General features: G+C 70.3%; 13 protein-coding genes. 3 read left to right on the top strand and 10 right to left on the bottom strand.

Annotated elements, in window-relative coordinates; translation table 11 throughout:
- Nucleotides 1–119: 119 nt before the first annotated feature.
- Nucleotides 120–1,169 (top strand): ATP-dependent DNA ligase, encoded by a 1,050-nt coding sequence (locus tag WYM_RS06455; protein WP_019180008.1) that lies wholly within the window; start codon nucleotides 120–122, stop codon nucleotides 1,167–1,169.
- An 89-nt stretch (nucleotides 1,170–1,258) separates the two neighbouring features.
- Entirely contained in the window at nucleotides 1,259–2,383 is a 1,125-nt protein-coding gene (locus tag WYM_RS06450; RefSeq protein WP_019180007.1) for a serine hydrolase domain-containing protein, read from the top strand.
- Here the strand turns inward: WYM_RS06450 and ligD are convergent.
- The 6 genes from ligD to WYM_RS06420 form a co-directional block, all read right to left on the bottom strand.
- A complete protein-coding gene (gene ligD / locus WYM_RS06445; RefSeq protein WP_019180006.1) occupies nucleotides 2,380–3,420 on the bottom strand; it encodes a non-homologous end-joining DNA ligase in 1,041 nt (346 codons plus the stop codon). The genes WYM_RS06450 and ligD overlap by 4 nt on opposite strands.
- 122 nt (nucleotides 3,421–3,542) lie before the next feature.
- The gene (locus WYM_RS06440) at nucleotides 3,543–4,139 is read right to left on the bottom strand and encodes a dihydrofolate reductase family protein (protein ID WP_019180005.1); all 597 of its coding nucleotides are present in this window, start codon (nucleotides 4,137–4,139) and stop codon (nucleotides 3,543–3,545) included.
- Nucleotides 4,140–4,142: 3 nt separating this feature from the next.
- A complete protein-coding gene (locus WYM_RS06435) occupies nucleotides 4,143–4,622 on the bottom strand; it encodes an SRPBCC family protein (RefSeq protein WP_019180004.1) in 480 nt (159 codons plus the stop codon).
- The gene (locus WYM_RS06430; protein ID WP_040569127.1) at nucleotides 4,619–4,996 is read right to left on the bottom strand and encodes an ArsR/SmtB family transcription factor; all 378 of its coding nucleotides are present in this window, start codon (nucleotides 4,994–4,996) and stop codon (nucleotides 4,619–4,621) included. Before WYM_RS06430 ends, WYM_RS06435 begins: the two co-directional genes overlap by 4 nt.
- Before the next feature lie 88 nt (nucleotides 4,997–5,084).
- On the bottom strand, nucleotides 5,085–6,290 hold the full coding sequence (locus WYM_RS19465; RefSeq protein ID WP_051008080.1) for an SseB family protein: 1,206 nt from the start codon (nucleotides 6,288–6,290) through the stop codon (nucleotides 5,085–5,087).
- A gap of 143 nt (nucleotides 6,291–6,433) precedes the next feature.
- On the bottom strand, nucleotides 6,434–6,862 hold the full coding sequence (locus WYM_RS06420; protein ID WP_019180002.1) for a hypothetical protein: 429 nt from the start codon (nucleotides 6,860–6,862) through the stop codon (nucleotides 6,434–6,436).
- Nucleotides 6,863–6,927: 65 nt separating this feature from the next.
- Between WYM_RS06420 and WYM_RS06415 the strand changes: the two genes are divergently transcribed.
- Complete coding sequence (locus WYM_RS06415; protein WP_019180001.1) at nucleotides 6,928–7,548, top strand: MerR family transcriptional regulator; 621 nt, start codon at nucleotides 6,928–6,930, stop codon at nucleotides 7,546–7,548.
- Nucleotides 7,549–7,562: 14 nt separating this feature from the next.
- Here the strand turns inward: WYM_RS06415 and WYM_RS06410 are convergent, their stop codons facing one another.
- The 4 genes from WYM_RS06410 to WYM_RS06395 all read right to left on the bottom strand — a co-directional run bounded on the left by WYM_RS06410 (nucleotide 7,563) and on the right by WYM_RS06395 (nucleotide 15,203).
- A complete protein-coding gene (locus tag WYM_RS06410; RefSeq protein WP_019180000.1) occupies nucleotides 7,563–10,073 on the bottom strand; it encodes an ATP-dependent helicase in 2,511 nt (836 codons plus the stop codon).
- Nucleotides 10,074–10,189: 116 nt separating this feature from the next.
- Nucleotides 10,190–13,228, bottom strand: a complete 3,039-nt coding sequence (locus WYM_RS06405) for a hypothetical protein (RefSeq protein ID WP_019179999.1) — start codon at nucleotides 13,226–13,228, stop codon at nucleotides 10,190–10,192.
- A gap of 113 nt (nucleotides 13,229–13,341) precedes the next feature.
- Nucleotides 13,342–14,142: an ABC transporter permease gene (locus WYM_RS06400; protein WP_019179998.1), complete on the bottom strand. Its 801-nt coding sequence runs from the start codon at nucleotides 14,140–14,142 to the stop codon at nucleotides 13,342–13,344.
- Nucleotides 14,139–15,203: an ATP-binding cassette domain-containing protein gene (locus tag WYM_RS06395; protein WP_019179997.1), complete on the bottom strand. Its 1,065-nt coding sequence runs from the start codon at nucleotides 15,201–15,203 to the stop codon at nucleotides 14,139–14,141. The genes WYM_RS06400 and WYM_RS06395 overlap by 4 nt, the downstream gene beginning before the upstream one ends.
- Nucleotides 15,204–15,239: the final 36 nt, after the last annotated feature.

Genomic DNA, 15,239 nt, shown 5'->3' with positions numbered 1-15,239 from the left:
GGTTGCTAGGGTCCGGGGTTCGCAGCTTCCGGATGCCGCGAACCCGCCGAACCCGGACAGCACCGGTTCGCCCTTGGCCGGGCTGTACGGTGTCGACGGCCCACGGCAGGATGGACCCCATGCCGTACGACATCCCCGCGCCGATGCTCGCGAAGTCCGTGCCGGACGTCCCCGATGCGGCGAAAGCCCCGGGCGGGCTGAGCTACGAGCCGAAGTGGGACGGCTTCCGCGCACTGATCTCGTGGGACGGCGAGAACGTCGAGATCGGCTCGCGCGGCGCGAAGCCGCTCACGCGCTACTTCCCCGAGCTCGTCGACGCGTTCGCACGCCTTCTTCCCGAGCCGTGCCTGCTCGACGGCGAGATCGTGGTCCCGGTCGACCGCGACGGCCGGCGGCGGCTCGACTGGGAGTCGCTGTCGCAGCGCATCCACCCCGCGGCGTCCCGCGTCAACATGCTCGCCGAGACCACCCCGGCGATGTTCATCGCCTTCGATCTGCTGGCTGTCGGCGACCGCGATCTGCAGTCCGCGCCGTTCGCCGAGCGCCGCGCAGCGCTCGTCGACCTCTTGCGCGACGTCCCCGATCCGGTGCATGTCACGCGCACGACCGACGACGCCGACCTCGCGCGCCGCTGGCTCGCCGAGTTCGAGGGCGCCGGGCTCGACGGCGTCGTGGCCAAGCCGGTGGACCAGCCCTACGCACCCGGCAAGCGCACCATGTTCAAGATCAAGCACGCGCGCACCGCCGACGTCGTCGCGCTCGGCTACCGCATCCACAAGTCCGGTCAGGGCGTGGGATCGCTGCTCGTGGGGCTCTACGGCGAAGACGGCACGCTGTACCCGGTCGGCGGTGTCGCGGCCTGGAGCAATGCGCGGCGCCTGGAGCTCATCGACGAGCTCGCGCCGCTCGTCGAGCGCGACGAGGACGGCACGGCGTTGCGCGGCGAGGGTGAGAAGTCGCGTTTCCAGGCCGGCCGCGCCGACTCGTCGTTCGTCCGGCTGCGGCCCGAGCGCGTGCTCGAGGTGCGGTACGACCAGCTCGAGGGCTGGCGCTTCCGTCACACGGTGCAGTTCGAGCGCTGGCGGCCCGACCGCGATCCGAGCTCGTGCACGTACGAGCAGCTCGAGGTCGTCGCGGCGTACGACCTCGCCGATGTCCTCGTGACGTGAGCTGAGTCGCGGCTCTCGCTGCCCCCTGGCCGCGCGGGCCGCGGGGGTGTACCGTGCCGCCACAGGGTCAGCGTTGACGGAGGCTCCACATGGCGCGCCTCGACCGTCGCATCCTCCTGCGGATCGCGGGAGCGGGCATGGCCGTCGCCTGCGCCTGCGCGGTGACGGCGTGCGTCGGGACGCCGGCTCCCGGACCCTCCGAGCTGATCGACGCCGAACTCGAGAAGGTCTTCGCCGTCGTGCAGGGCGAGGAGGCGGTGCGCGCGATCCTGGTGTCGCAGCACGGCGACCTCGTCTTCGAGGAGTACCGCGACGCGGCGGCTGACGAGGCGTGGGACGTCCGCGAGATCACGGCGACCGTCACGTCGACCCTGGTCGGGATCGCGATCGACGAGGGACTCATCGAGGGAGTCGACGTCACGCTCGACGAGGCGCTTCCCGCCCATCGCGACGTGCTGACGCCCGAGACCGAGAGCCTGACCCTGCACGAGCTTATGACCCATACCGCCAACTTCCCGGCTCGCGGCGAGACGGTCGACTTCGACGAGAAGACCGACTGGGTCGGAGCCGTCCTCGAGGATCGGGCTGCGCGGGGTCCGGGCGACGAGTACGGCGTCTCGGACGAAGGCGCGCACGTGCTGGCCGGCGTCGTCGCGGAGTCGACAGGCATGTCGCCGTTGACGTATGCGAGGCAGAAGCTCTTCGATCCCATCGGAATCGACACGGAAGGCGCGTGGCAGAAGTCGCTGCCGCCCGACGTCGACGCGGATCTCGGCGACCTCCTGCGGGAGTACGAGAATGCGCCGATCGCGTGGCCCGCCGACCCGAGCGGCGTCAACATCGGCGGTGACTCGCTGCGGCTGCGTCCCACCGACCTGCTGCGGCTGGGCCAGCTGTTCCTCGACGACGGCCACTGGAACGACCAGCCGGTCGTCTCGGCCGAGTGGGTGAGCCAGGCCACCTGGCCGATCGTCGAGACCCGCAGCGCCATCTCGCCGTTCGTCGGCTACGGATGGGGCGTCAACGACGAGGCGGGGATCTTCCTCACCCGTGGCACCGGCGGCACCGTGATCGTCGTCCACCCGGAGAAGGACGCCGTCGTCGTGATCGCCTCCGAGATCGCCTCCGACGACCCGCGGGGAAGCTGGGGCGTCATGACGGTGTCGGTGCTCGCCCTGGCCATGGCCCTGGTGAACGAGCTGCCTGCCGGCTAACTCTCTTTGGGCCAGTTCTCCGGGTTGATCCGGCTCGGCTGCACGCGCGGCGGCTCGCCCGGCATCTTCGGGAAGTCGGGAGGGAAGGGCAGCTCGCCGAGACCGTCATTGAGGTCGCGCTGCCACCACTCCAGAAGCGTGTCGATGCGGCCAGGCGCACCGAGCAGGTCGGCCCACGGGTCGCCGACGTCGGCGAGGCGCTGTGGCACCGTGCGGACCGTCAAGGCGGCGGGATCGACCCCGGCCTCGAGCTCATCCCAGGTGACCGGTGTCGACACGGTCGCACCCGGCAGCGCGCGTGGGCTGTAGGCGCCCGCCATCGTGCGGTCGCGGTTGGCCTGGTTGAAGTCGATGAAGATGCGCTCGCCGCGCTCCTCCTTCCACCAGTTCATGGTGACCTTGTCGGGCAGGCGCCGCTCGAGCTCGCGACCGGCGGCGATCACGGCGTGCCGCACGTCGAGGAACTCGTGCGTCGGCTCGATCGGGCAGAACACATGGATGCCGCGATTGCCGCTCGTCTTGAGGAACGCCGTCAGCCCCGCCTCGGCGAGGACCTCGCGCAATGCCGGCGCGACGGCTGCGGCATCCGCGAAATCGGTCCCCGGCTGCGGGTCGAGGTCGATGCGGAGCTCGACGGGGTTGTCGGTGTTCGCCGTCAGGGACGCCCACGGGTGGAACACGATGGTGTTCATCTGGACGGCCCACACCGCGGTCGCGATCTCGGTGAGGATGATCTGCGGATGCCGTCGCCCGCTGTTGTAGGTGACGGTCCGGGCCTCGACGAACGACGGTGCACCCTTGGGCGGGTTCTTGGAGTAGAACTTCTCGCCCTCGACACCATCGGGGAATCGCTCGAGCGACACCGGCCGGTCACCGTTCGCCCCGACGAAAGGCGTGCTGACAGCCATGAGGTACTCGGCCAGCTCGTGCTTGGTGATCCCGAGTTCGGGCCAGATCACGCGGTTCGGGCTCGACAGCCCGATCTCGCGGTCTCCGTCCGGACCGGGCACGGTCAGGGTGATGCGCTCCGACGCCATGGTCCGACGCTAGCGGGGTACGGCGACAGTGGCCACAAGACCGGAGGCTCTGCTCGATACGCCGACGGCAACACGCGGGATCAGAGGTCCCGACCCCGCGCCCACGAGCCGCCGCCGGACGATCACTTCACGACCGGGAACACCATGTGCGTCACCCGCGTGCTGGGAATCACGACGGTCGGGTCGCCGAGTGCCACTGCTGCGGGATCGATGCCGGCGAAGTAGGGGTGACCCTCGCCGAGCACGACGGGCACGAGATCGATGGCGACCTCGTCGACGAGTCCTGCGGCGAGCGCCTGACCCGCCAGGATCCCGGCGGCGACCCCGACGGTCCTGTCACCGGCGAGCTGCTGCGCCTTCGCGACGGCCGCCTCCACACCCTCCGTCACGAAATGGGCGTTGCCCGTGTGGGCGTACGACCAGTCGGTGGGAGGCTCGTGGGTCACGACGACGAACGGCACGCCGAGCGGATGCACGCCGCGCCAGCCGTCGGTGATGTCGAACAGATGCCGGCCGACGACCAGGCACCCCAGCGCTCCAGTCCAGCCGCGCCAGTATTCGGCGCTGGCCTCGGTGAGGTGGAAGGGCGGGAGGTCGCCGGCATTGGTCACTTCGACGTCGCCGGCCTGATACCAGTCGAAGAGCGGGCCCGGATCGTCGACGGTGTCGGCGACGAACCCGTCGAGGGAGGCGGAAGCCGCCACCACGACCTTGCCCATGGCTCAGCCCTCCCCGGCGAGCAGTGCGTCGAGCTTCTCGTACCCCTCGCGCATGCCGCGCTCCATGCCCGATGCGACCATGTTCTCGAGCACCTCGGGGCTGGGGAACACGCTGCGATCGACGAGCCGGGAGCGTCCGCCCTCGAGCGCTTCGAAGCGGATCGTGTCCATGCTCACTTCGTCCGGCCAGCCCTCGAACTCGAAGGTCTGGACGATCAGCTCGTTCTCGCGGACGGTGTGGAACACGCCGCGGAACGCGTAGACGCTGCCGTCCGAGTCGGTCTGCTCGAAGCGGTAGCCGCCGCCGCTGCGGAAGTCCCAGTGGGTGACGACGGTGGTCTCCTCGTTCGGCCCGATCCACTGGACGTACAGCTCGGGATCGGCGTGGGCGCGGAACAGCGCCTCGACCGGGGCATCGAACTCGCGCGTGATGTCGGCGTACGTCGTCCCCGGGACGGCGTCGATGACCAGCGGGTTGCTCATGATTCCTTCTCCTTCGTGCGGGGGTGGGTGTTGCGAGGGGTCTTGTCGGGGAGGGATGCCGCGGCCGCGAGCACGCCGTCGAGCCGGCGGTACGCGCGCTCGGCCTCGAGGCGGTACCGGTCGATCCAGGCAGTGAGCTGTTCGAGCGCGGCGGCGTCGAGGTGCACCGGGCGCCGCTGCGCATCGCGCGAGCGGGTCACCAGTCCGGCGTCTTCGAGTACACGGATGTGCCGGGAGACGGCCTGCATCGTGATGGCGAACGGCTCGGCCAGCTCCCCCACCGTCGCCGGGCCGCGACTCAGCCGCGCGATCATCGCGCGTCGAACCGGATCGCCGAGGGCGACAAAAGCTCGATCGAGGTGTTCGTCGTTCATGATCAACATCTCCGTTTATCAACGTCTATGTTGAATACGATAGCTGCCGACAGCCATGCGTCAACCCCTCAGCGGATCGGTCGGGAGTTCAGCCGGCCAGCGCGAGCACCGGCGCGAGCTCGCTGCGGGTCAGGCGGATCCACGGCCCGGCGGGGTCGACGACCACCCCGCTCAGTGCCGCATCGCCGCTCAGCGCCTTCGCGAGCTGAGCTCCGGTGACCGGCGCGGCGTTGTCTCCGCGGCCGACCACGGCGACCTCCAGCGGGTGCGAGTACACCTCGAGGTACCGGCTTCCGTCGGGAGTCCTCCCCTCGGCCAGCCCGGGCTTGCCGCCCGCGGTCTTGCCCACGGCCACCCAGAGCGGCGCCTTGGTGAGAGCGTCGGCGACCGCGGCCGCTGTCGCCGGGGTGCGCTCCCCTGCGAGCAGCGTCTTGACGGTCAGCTGCGGGTCGGACTGCTCGACGACCTTCTGCAGCAGCTCCTTCGGCAGCACCGCGCGGGCCGGAGCCGACGCGTGGTCGATGATGATGCCGTCGTACTTCCCGGCGAGCACGTGGCGCAGCATCGAGGGAACCGGCTGCCCCATGGCCGATGTGCCGGCGTCGCCGTCGGCGAGCAGGCTGGCCTGAAGCGCAGCGCCGCTCGAATAGACCAGAGCGAAGGTGCGGTCGCCGGCCGTCGCGACGGCGAGCGGAAGATCCTTGCCCTCGGCCAGGAGCGAGCGCGCGTCACCCTTGACCCGCAGGAAGACGTGCCCCTGCAGCAGCTGGCGCGTGACATCGAGCAGGGCCTGAGACTGCGGACCATCGGCCATCCGTGCCAGCGCGTCCCGCAGCAGGACGTTGTCGCGCAGGCCGGGCACGGTCTCGCTCGCCGGCGGTGCGACCTGGGTGTCGGCGCGCGGGCCGCGCGGGCGGGCGGGGGCGTTCGTCGGCGCCTGCGATCCGGTGGTCGTCGTGGCGCCAGGGCTCGTGGCCCCGAGACCGCCGAACGTCGACACCGAGATCGGGACGCTCGCAGCTGCGGGCGGGGCATCACCGGTCGGGGCGCCATCGGCCGAGGCCTCGCTGTTCGAGGTGCCACCGGGCGGGGCATCACCGGTCGAGGCGCCGCCGGCATCGGAGCCCGAGCCCGGATCCGCATCCACGGAGGCCCCGGGTGCCGCGGGGGCTTCGGACGCCGTGCTGCCCGCGGACTCGGCGGCCGGCTGAGGCGCCTCCTCCGCGACCTCCGGGCGGGACGCCTCCTCGAGAGACTCTGCAGGCTTCTTCGGTCGGCGCGAGAACAAGGCCATTGTCCGAGCCTAACCCGACGCCCTTGCCGCTTCGGGTGTACCCAACTCCGGACGAAACGACGCGGACGCCGGGTCGAGCCACGGGATTCCGGGACTGGAGTGCACGGGGCCGCTCGATGATCCGGAGTTCGGTACGCGCGATCTCAGCCGAGCGCCGAGACGCCCGCCGCGATGACGCCGACGCCTACGGCGAGGAGGGATGCCGCGAGCACCACCACGCCCGTCCAGAGCAGGGCGATCGCTCGGCCGGGCCGCTCCGGATCGCGCCCCAGGACGGAGAGGAAGAATCCACCGGGAATGAGGATGGCGCTGGCGAGGACGCCGACGGATGCCCACTGCCACACGACCGCTGTACCGGCGGCAGAGGTGAGCAGCAGACTGACGAGCCCGAGGATCACGAGGACGCCGGCGTGGGCGTGGCCGGCTCGAAAGAACGTCTTCTGCAGCCCGTTGAACGGCGTGCCCCCGGCGGCGATGCGCAGCAGGAAGGTGCCGCCCGACATGATGCCGATGACGGTGAGGATTGCCGCCCCCGCAATGATCGTGAGGACCGGGTCCATGATGACCTCCATCTAGATAGCGTTACTCTCCAGTATTGGATAGTCATAGTATCTACCGCAAGACCATGGAGGGCCGGATGAAGATCTCGCAGCTCGCCGAGCTGAGCGGCGTGCCCGTGGCGACGGTCAAGTTCTACATCCGCGAGGGGATGCTTCCGCGGGGTGAGGCCACGTCTGCCACAAGCGCCGACTACGGCGACGAGCATCTGTCGCGCCTCCGTCTGATCGCCGCTCTGGCCGACGTCCGAGGGCTTCCGCTCGCGCGAGTCCGCGAGATCCTCGCGCTGGTGGACGCCCCGGTGGGCGACCCGCTCGAGATCCTGGGACGGGCGGTCGGCGCCCTGCCTCCCTACGTCGACGGCGACCGCGCGGACTACCCGCGCGCCCGCGCCGCCATCGCCGAGCTCGGTCTCACCTACGACCCGGGCTTCACCGCGGTGGCGCAGCTCGAAGAGGCCCTGCGTGCGTTGGAAGGGACGGGACTGGATGCCTCGCCCACCGTCCTTCGTCGCTACAGCGAGGCGATGCGTCGGGTGGCCGCCGAGGAGGTCGCGCCCGTCGCGTCGATGCAGCTCGACCAGGCGGTGACATACGCCGTGCTCGGTACGGCGCTGTACGAGCCCGTCCTGCTCGCGCTGCGCCGCCTCGCCCACCACCACCTGCTGGTCGAGCGCGCGGGCGCTGCGGCGTCAGACTGACGCCGCGCCCGTGCTCACAGCTTGGCGATCGGCGCGATCTTGATCAGCAGCTTCTTCGGGCCGGCCGAGTCGAACCGCACGTGCGCGACACGCTTCGCGCCCTCTCCGGTCACGGCATCCACCCGGCCCTCGCCGAAGTCGTCGTGGCGGATGCGATCACCGGGAGCCAGCTCGAGGTCGCCGTTGTCACGCACCTTCGCGGGGATCTTGTTGGCGAACCGATCGATTCCCCCGCCCGGTACCTGACCCTGTCGAGGTTCGCGGCGGGCGAGCGGCACGAGGTCGTCGCCGTAGCGGTTGCCCGACCCTGATCCGCCGAAGCCCGACCCCGACTGCCGGCGCGCGTTGAGAGCCCGCGACTGCGTGCCGCCGCGGGAGTTGACGTCGCCGGGCGACTGGCGCCAGTGCAGCAGCTCGTTGGGGATCTCCTGAAGGAACCGGCTGGGCATCGCGACCGTCACCTCGCCGAACTGTGCGCGGGTCATCGCGAGAGAGAGGTACAGGCGCTTGCGGGCGCGCGTGATGCCGACGTAGAAGAGCCGGCGCTCCTCCTGCGGCCCGCCCGGCTCGCCGGCGGAGATCCGGTGCGGGATCAGGTCCTCCTCGACGCCGGTGACGAACACCGCGTCGTACTCGAGGCCCTTCGCCGTGTGGAGGGTCATGAGCGACACCGAGCCCGACGCGTCTTCCAGGTCGTCGGCATCCGAGACGAGCGCCACCTCGGTCAAGAAGTCGAGCACCGTCCCCTCGGGGTTGTTGCGAGCGAACTCCCTGGCCACGGCCACCAGCTCGTCCAGGTTCTCGATGCGCGCTTCGTCCTGCGCGTCCTTGCTCGCACGCAGCGCGTCGTAGTAGCCGCTCTTGTTGAGCATGAGCTGCAGTCCCTCGGCGACCGCGGTGGGCGGCGCGAGTTCCCCCGATGGCGGGAGCATGAGCGCGGCCGCCTCGGCCAGCACCGCGTCGAGGTGCGCGATGGCGGCCTGGATCTTCGGGCCGACGCCGAGTGCCGACGAGTTCGCGAGCGCGTCGCGGAAGGTGATCTGCTGGTCGACGGCGTAGCGGGCGATGGTCTCGATCGTGACGTCGCCGATGCCCCGGCGCGGCCGGTTGATGATGCGTCGCATCGCCATCTCGTCTGCCGGGTTGGCCACCGCCACGAGGTAGGCCAGCGCGTCCTTGATCTCGGCGCGCTCGTAGAACTTCGTCCCGCCCATGATCTTGTAGGGCAGGGCGGAGCGGATGAAGATCTCTTCCAGCGCACGGGACTGCGAGTTGGTGCGGTAGAAGACCGCCATCTGCGAGTAGTCGACGCCGGCGCGGCGCAGCACTTCGATCTCGTCGGCGACGAACTGCGCCTCATCGTGCTGCGAGTACCCGGTGAAGCCGATGATCTTCTCGCCCTCGCCGACGTCGGTCCACAGGCTCTTGTCTTTGCGATCGAAGTTGTGGCTGATGACGGCGTTCGCGGCGGACAGGATGTTCTGCGTGGACCGGTAGTTCTGCTCGAGCAGCACCACCTTGGCGCCCGGGAAGTCGCGCTCGAACTCGCTGATGTTGCGGATGTCGGCACCGCGGAACGCGTAGATCGACTGGTCCGAGTCGCCCACGACCGTGAGCGAGGCGCCCGCCTTGTCGGGGTCGTCCGCCGGGTCGGCGTCGAAGATCATCATGCCGCCGGAGCCGGCGAGCGGTTCGGCATCCGAGCCGATCGGACGCGTCAGCTCGTGGATGAGCGCGTACTGGGCGTGGTTGGTGTCCTGGTACTCGTCGACGAGGATGTGACGGAACCGACGGCGGTAGACGTCGGCGACGTGCGGGAACGCGCGGAACAGGAACACCGTCTGCGCGATCAGGTCGTCGAAGTCGAACGCGTTGGCGCGCTGCAGCTCGCGCTGGTAGGCACCGAACACCTCGACGAAGACCCGCTCGGCCGGATCGTTCATGTTCGCCGAACGCGCGTAGGACTCGGCATCCGCCAGCTCGTTCTTGAGCTTCGAGATCTTGCCCTGCGTGGCGGCGGGAGTGAGTCCGTACGCGTCGGCCTCGTGCACTTTGACGAGCCGTTTGATGAGCGCGCGCGAGTCGCCCGAGTCGTAGATGGTGAAGGCCTTCGTGAAGCCGAACTGCTCGGCCTCGCGACGGAGGATGCGCACGCACGCGGAGTGGAAGGTCGAGATCCACATGCCGCGCGCCGCGTCGCCGACCAGATGCGCGACGCGCTCGCGCATCTCGCCCGCCGCCTTGTTCGTGAACGTGATCGCCAGGATCTGGCTCGGCCACGCCTCGCGGCCGCGCAGCAGCGACGCGATCCGGCGCGTCAGCACGCTCGTCTTGCCCGACCCCGCTCCTGCGACGATCAGCAGGGCTTGCCCCCGATAGGTCACAGCCTCCCGCTGCTGCGGATTGAGCCCGTCGAGCAGGTCCTCGTCAGGGCGCGCGCCGGTCTGCGGCCCTGCGTGGCCGTCGAGGATGATGGGGCGAGCGGTTGAGGCCGCGCCTCGCGCGGTCGAGGTGGCGTCGGTCATGTCCCACCAAGTCTAGGTCGCCACGCCGACACCCGCCCGGGGCGTCAGCCGCCGGTCCGGCACCGACCTCGACACGGATGCCTGACTCCCACGGCAACGAGCGTCTCGGATTCCCCTCAGTCGGTGCCGGATGCCGCGGCCCGGCGCCTGCGCCACGGCACCGCCAGCAGCACGCCGACCACGAGCAGCACCGCCCCGGCCCCAGCGGCGATCCACGGCGTCTCGGCCGGGATCTCGAGGTACGTGGTGATCCCGAGGATGCGCGCCAGGCCCCACGGCAGGAGGCCCATCTCGTCGTTCCAGAGCGTCAGCGCCGTCTCGAGCCCGATGACGCCGATGACCGCGGCCGGCACGGCGAGCCCGGCGCCGACCCCAGCCAGGACGAATCCGGTCGCGCGGCGGGCGCCGAACTGGGCTGACAGCGCCCAGCCGCCCGCGACGAAGGCCCAGACGAACAGGGCCACGGCCACGGTGATGTAGATCGAGCGCAGCACCGGGTCGGTCCAGAAGGCGAACCAGTATCCACCGGGGCCGGTGAAGGCGAGGCCGATCAGCGCGACGATGCACCGCAGCATCACGACTCCGCCGACCGCGGCGAGCACCGGCCACGGCGAGCGCCGGCCGATGAACGCCCGCACCACCAGCGCGAACATCGCCCACGCGCCGAAGACGACGGCCAGGTGCGTCCACGAGAGGAACGAGGTCTGCACAGCCCGGGTGGCGACCAGCAGCGCCGCCGGCACGATGAGCAGCAGCCAGCGGTCCAGCTCGAGCATCCCGAGCGTGGACTCGCGCGCCCGCCACGGACGTGTCGAGGCGAGCCACGACGCCCGTGCCGCCGCGGCGCCCGGACGGCGCACCAGCCGCGTGCGCGCGGCGACCATGCCGATCAGCACCCAGGCGCCGGCGAGCACGAGAAGCACGCGCGCGAGCCACGCCATGAGGGCGTCGCGTTCCGCGCGCTCGACGCCGAGCTCGGCCGCCGTCAGATTGAAGGCCGGATGATCGAGGTCGCCCTCGTACCGTTCGAGGTGCTCGGCCGCGAGCGTCTCGTACGCGGCGCGATCCGCATCCCAGGCCGCATGCGCCTCGGGCGAGAGCGTGTCATGCCACTCCCCCTGATGCAGGATCATCGCGCGGTACGCCGCGAGCAGCCGCAGCGTGTCGACCTCGTAGTCCAGCGTCGAGACGAACACGTCGTGCATGTCGGGCGAGCGCCAGCTCGTGGGGATCGTCGCCGTCACGATGTCTCGCATGCGCTCGGCCGCGGCCACCGCCTCTGCCCCGCCGGCGAGAGCGCCGTCGATGCCCGCCTCGGAGTCCCGCGCGATCGCGTACACCACGTCGAGCACGGCGGAGTCGCCCGTCAGGATGTCCCACTCGAAGATCCACATCATGGGCGGCGGCTCGAGGCCGATCGCGAACACCCGCTGATCGGCGAACGGCTCGATGTACATGCCCTGCGCGATCGCCTCGCGCGAGTGCGTCATCGCCTCCACGATCGCCTCGACGGTCGCGGCGTCGTCCGAGAACCACTCCCGCGCCCAGTCGGCGGTGGCGTCCGCGACGTCGACGGACGGGTCGCGGGCGAGGGATGCCGCCACCTGCGTGTTCAGCTCGTAGAGCTGCCAGAACCCGGCCTTGAGGTAGAGCGACATCGGGCCCGCTCGCCAAGGTCCGCCGTCCTGCGTCCACACCCAGACGCCCTCGAGCTGCTCGTTCGCAGCGAGCAGCTGCTGCAGGGCCCATTGGTACTCCGCGCCGAGGTCGTTGGGGAAGGCGCCGTAGTTCTCGAACTCGCGCCTGCTCTGCAGCTCGACGATGCGCCGCTGCGAGCCCTGCTCGAGGGTGTCGTTCAGGGGCAGCCACGTGTAGAAGTCGCCCAGCGTGTACTTCGTCGACACGATGAGCGCCGGCGAGTCGATGCCGCCGAGCACCGCCTCGTACGACTCGGCGTTGGTGTGCATGTCGCCCACGGCGCCGACGCCCACCGACCAGGTGCGGAAGATCACCTCGCGATCGGATGCCTCGGCCTGTCCCGTGAACGCCTCGAGCATCGTGCGCACGGCGTCGACCGTGGTCACCTCGAGCGCCGAGTAGTAGTCCCACCCGCCCACGTCGTACACGGGCCCGGCTTCGCCGATGCGGATGAGCACGCCGTCGAGCGCGGGCACCGCGTCGTAGAGCTCGTCGAGGCCGGCGGTGTAGACGTCCCAGAACTCGGGATTCCCGGTGTCGAGCGAGCCGAATTCTTCGACGAGATGCTTCTCGAGCGGTCCGGTGAGGGCCAGCATGTCGGTGCGCAGGAAGACCTGCATCCCGAGCTCGTCCGCACGCTCCCAGAACGGGCCGAACGCCTCCCGCAGCGCGAGGGCCTTCGCGCGGTGGTCGTCGCCGTCGGCGTATACCGGCCCGCCGGGGGCGTCGTCGAACGTGACGAACTCGACGAAGCCAGGGAAGGCGACGGCGTCGAACCCGTTCGCGAGCGAGTGGCGCAGGAACTCGTCGTAGTCGCCGTACGCCTCGGCGAGCGCCGCCTCGTCGATGTACGGCGCCTCGGACTGGAAGACGCCGGCGAACGCCTTCGACGCGTGCGAGTAGTCGGTGCCCGTCTCCCAGGCCGCGGGATCGGGCGTCACGCCCACCGCACCGAGGTCGGTCATCCGCAGCGGCAGTCGCGAGGGCTCGTGCTCGCCGATCAGCTCGGCGAGGGGCCGGGCGGCGCGCACCTGTGCGGCGAGGTCGTAGATCGCCCGCACGGTCGCCGTCTCGGATCCCGAGACGATCCGCAGCGCCGCGGCATCCCCTTCGAGGGTGTAGCCGTCGGCGGCCGGGTCGGCGGCTGCCGTGGCGGCCTGGACGACGGTGACGGATGCCGCACCCCGGCGTGCGGGCGCATCCGCGACCGCGTCGAGCAGCTCGTCGACGGCCACGCCGACCCGCTCCGTGGTCGGCACATCGAGCGACGCGATCTCTGGCGGCGGAACGGCCTCGGCGATGTCGGGCACGACCGCGGTTGCGGGCTGCATCTGGGCCGCAGGCTCGGTGCGGATCCCGAGGGCATCCCCCACGACGACGGCGATTCCGAGGCCGAGTGCGAGGAGGACGATGCCGGTGACGACGGCGAGGATGCCTCGCCGTGTCTCCGTTGCCATCCTCTGATCCTAGGACCGCGCGCCGCGCCGGAATGCCGCGCCGGACTGCCGCCGTGACGCGCCCGAGCGGCGCCCGTCCCGGGGTGGGACGGGCGCCGCTTCGGGTGATGGGCTCAGCTGCTCTTGCGCATCGCGCGGATGCCGGCCCACAGGCCGAGCAGCGCGAGCACGAGCGCCGACACCCATCCCCACATCACCGCGGAGTTGCCGAGGTCGCCTGCGAGCAGTGCGCGCTCCGCCTGCACGACCCAGTTGATCGGATTCACCGTGGCGACCGCCTGCATCCAGCTCGGGGCGTCGTCGAGCGGCAGGAGCATGCCCGAGAGGATCAGCAGCGGGAAGATGAGGGTCTGCTGCACTCCCCAGAACAGCCACTCGCGGTCCTTGGTCTTCAGGGCGAGCGTGTACGACAGGGCTCCGAGCCCGACGCCGAAGACCGCGAGCAGGGTCAGCCCGATCACGAGCCCGGCCACATTGATCGAGAAGCCGAAGGGCCACGCGATCAGCACGATGATCAGGGCCTGCACCACGATCGGTGCGATCTCTTTCAGCGCGCGTCCGACCAGGAGGGACGAGCGCGCCAGCGGTGCGACGAGCGTCCGCTCGTGCGACCCGGTCATCATCTCGTACTGCAGGTTCGATCCGGTCGCGCCGGTGCCGAACAGCACGATCATCACGAGCACGCCGGGAACGAACCACTGCAGTGTCTCCCCCACCGGCTGCCCCGACGAGCCCACCAGCAGCGGCGCGAACAGCCCGAGGAAGATCAGCGGCTGCACCAAGCTGAAGATCAGCGTGAACGGGTCGCGCACCACCGGCTTGAGCTCACGGGTCAGCACGTTCCAGGTGTCGCGCGCGGGGTTCACCCGCACGACGGTGTCGGGACGTGAGGTGGTTTCGGTCGTCGCGCTCATCGGCTCGCTCCTGTCTTCTCGGCCGCCGCTTCGACGGGTGGGGATGCGTCGGCCGAGGCATCCGCGGACTTCTCTTCTTCCACCGGCTCACCTTCGCCGGCCTCGCGCAGCGTCCGGCCGGTGAGGGCCAGGAACACGTCGTCGAGGGTGGGCGGCACTCCGGTCGCCCGTGCGACCTGCACCCCCGCCGCATCCAGTGCTCGCACGGCCGCCGGCAGCAGCGCGTCGCCCTCCGGCGCGGTGAGCACCACCGCGTCGTCGCCCTGGCGCCGCACCTCGCGGTCGGTCAACCCCTGGATGACCGAGACGGCCCGCTCGGCATCCGCCCCCGAGGCGAAGCCGAACGTGATGAGGTCACCGGCGAGCTCGGCCTTCAGACGCGTGGCGGTGTCATCGGCGATGACACGGCCCTTGTCCATGACCATCACGCGCTCGGCGTAGCGGTCGGCCTCCTCGAGGTAGTGGGTGGTGAGAAACACCGTCGTGCCGTACTTCGCGCGCAGGTCGAGAATGTGCTGCCACAGGTTCGCGCGACTCTGCGGGTCGAGGCCCGTGGACGGCTCGTCGAGGAAGATCAACGGAGGTGCGTGCATGAGTCCCAGAGCCACGTCGAGCCGGCGCTTCTGCCCGCCCGACAGCTGCTGCACCGAGCGACTCGCGAAGCCCGAGAGGTCCAGCGACTCGATCAGCTCGTCCGCCCGGGTGCGGGCGGCCGCCTTGCTCATGCCGTAGAACGCGCCCTGGCTGAGCAGTTCGTCGCGGGCGCGCTGCGAGAAGCTTCCGCTCGTGAGCTGGCCGACATATCCGATGCGTGCGCGCACATCGGCAGGTCGGCGCAGGATGTCGAAGCCGACGACGCGCGCGGTGCCCGAGGTCGGCGGGATCAGGGTGGTCAGCATGCGCAGGCTGGTGGACTTGCCCGCGCCGTTGGGTCCCAGGAACGCGACGAGCTCGCCGCGTGCGACCTGGAACGTGAGATCGGTGACCGCTTCGACGGTCTTCTTCTTGACGGTGAAGCGCTTGGTCAGGCCTCGCGCTTCGATGATCGGTTCGTTCGCCATGAATCCAAGCTAGGAGCCATTGCGGACACATTCGGT

This window comes from Microbacterium yannicii PS01, from assembly GCF_000304335.1.
GTDB lineage: Bacteria > Actinomycetota > Actinomycetes > Actinomycetales > Microbacteriaceae > Microbacterium > Microbacterium yannicii_A.
Note: the sequence above shows the minus strand (reverse complement) of the source record. Positions and strands in the feature narration are given on the sequence as shown.

Excerpts from the sequence above, each read along its gene's own strand:
- WYM_RS06455 (WP_019180008.1), top strand. The coding sequence starts at position 120 with ATGCCGTACGACATCCCCGCGCCGATGCTCGCGAAGTCCGTGCCGGAC.
- WYM_RS06450 (WP_019180007.1), top strand. The coding sequence starts at position 1,259 with ATGGCGCGCCTCGACCGTCGCATCCTCCTGCGGATCGCGGGAGCGGGC.
- ligD (WP_019180006.1), bottom strand. The coding sequence starts at position 3,420 with ATGGCGTCGGAGCGCATCACCCTGACCGTGCCCGGTCCGGACGGAGAC.
- WYM_RS06440 (WP_019180005.1), bottom strand. The coding sequence starts at position 4,139 with ATGGGCAAGGTCGTGGTGGCGGCTTCCGCCTCCCTCGACGGGTTCGTC.
- WYM_RS06435 (WP_019180004.1), bottom strand. The coding sequence starts at position 4,622 with ATGAGCAACCCGCTGGTCATCGACGCCGTCCCGGGGACGACGTACGCC.
- WYM_RS06430 (WP_040569127.1), bottom strand. The coding sequence starts at position 4,996 with ATGAACGACGAACACCTCGATCGAGCTTTTGTCGCCCTCGGCGATCCG.
- WYM_RS19465 (WP_051008080.1), bottom strand. The coding sequence starts at position 6,290 with ATGGCCTTGTTCTCGCGCCGACCGAAGAAGCCTGCAGAGTCTCTCGAG.
- WYM_RS06420 (WP_019180002.1), bottom strand. The coding sequence starts at position 6,862 with ATGGAGGTCATCATGGACCCGGTCCTCACGATCATTGCGGGGGCGGCA.
- WYM_RS06415 (WP_019180001.1), top strand. The coding sequence starts at position 6,928 with ATGAAGATCTCGCAGCTCGCCGAGCTGAGCGGCGTGCCCGTGGCGACG.
- WYM_RS06410 (WP_019180000.1), bottom strand. The coding sequence starts at position 10,073 with ATGACCGACGCCACCTCGACCGCGCGAGGCGCGGCCTCAACCGCTCGC.
- WYM_RS06405 (WP_019179999.1), bottom strand. The coding sequence starts at position 13,228 with ATGGCAACGGAGACACGGCGAGGCATCCTCGCCGTCGTCACCGGCATC.
- WYM_RS06400 (WP_019179998.1), bottom strand. The coding sequence starts at position 14,142 with ATGAGCGCGACGACCGAAACCACCTCACGTCCCGACACCGTCGTGCGG.
- WYM_RS06395 (WP_019179997.1), bottom strand. The coding sequence starts at position 15,203 with ATGGCGAACGAACCGATCATCGAAGCGCGAGGCCTGACCAAGCGCTTC.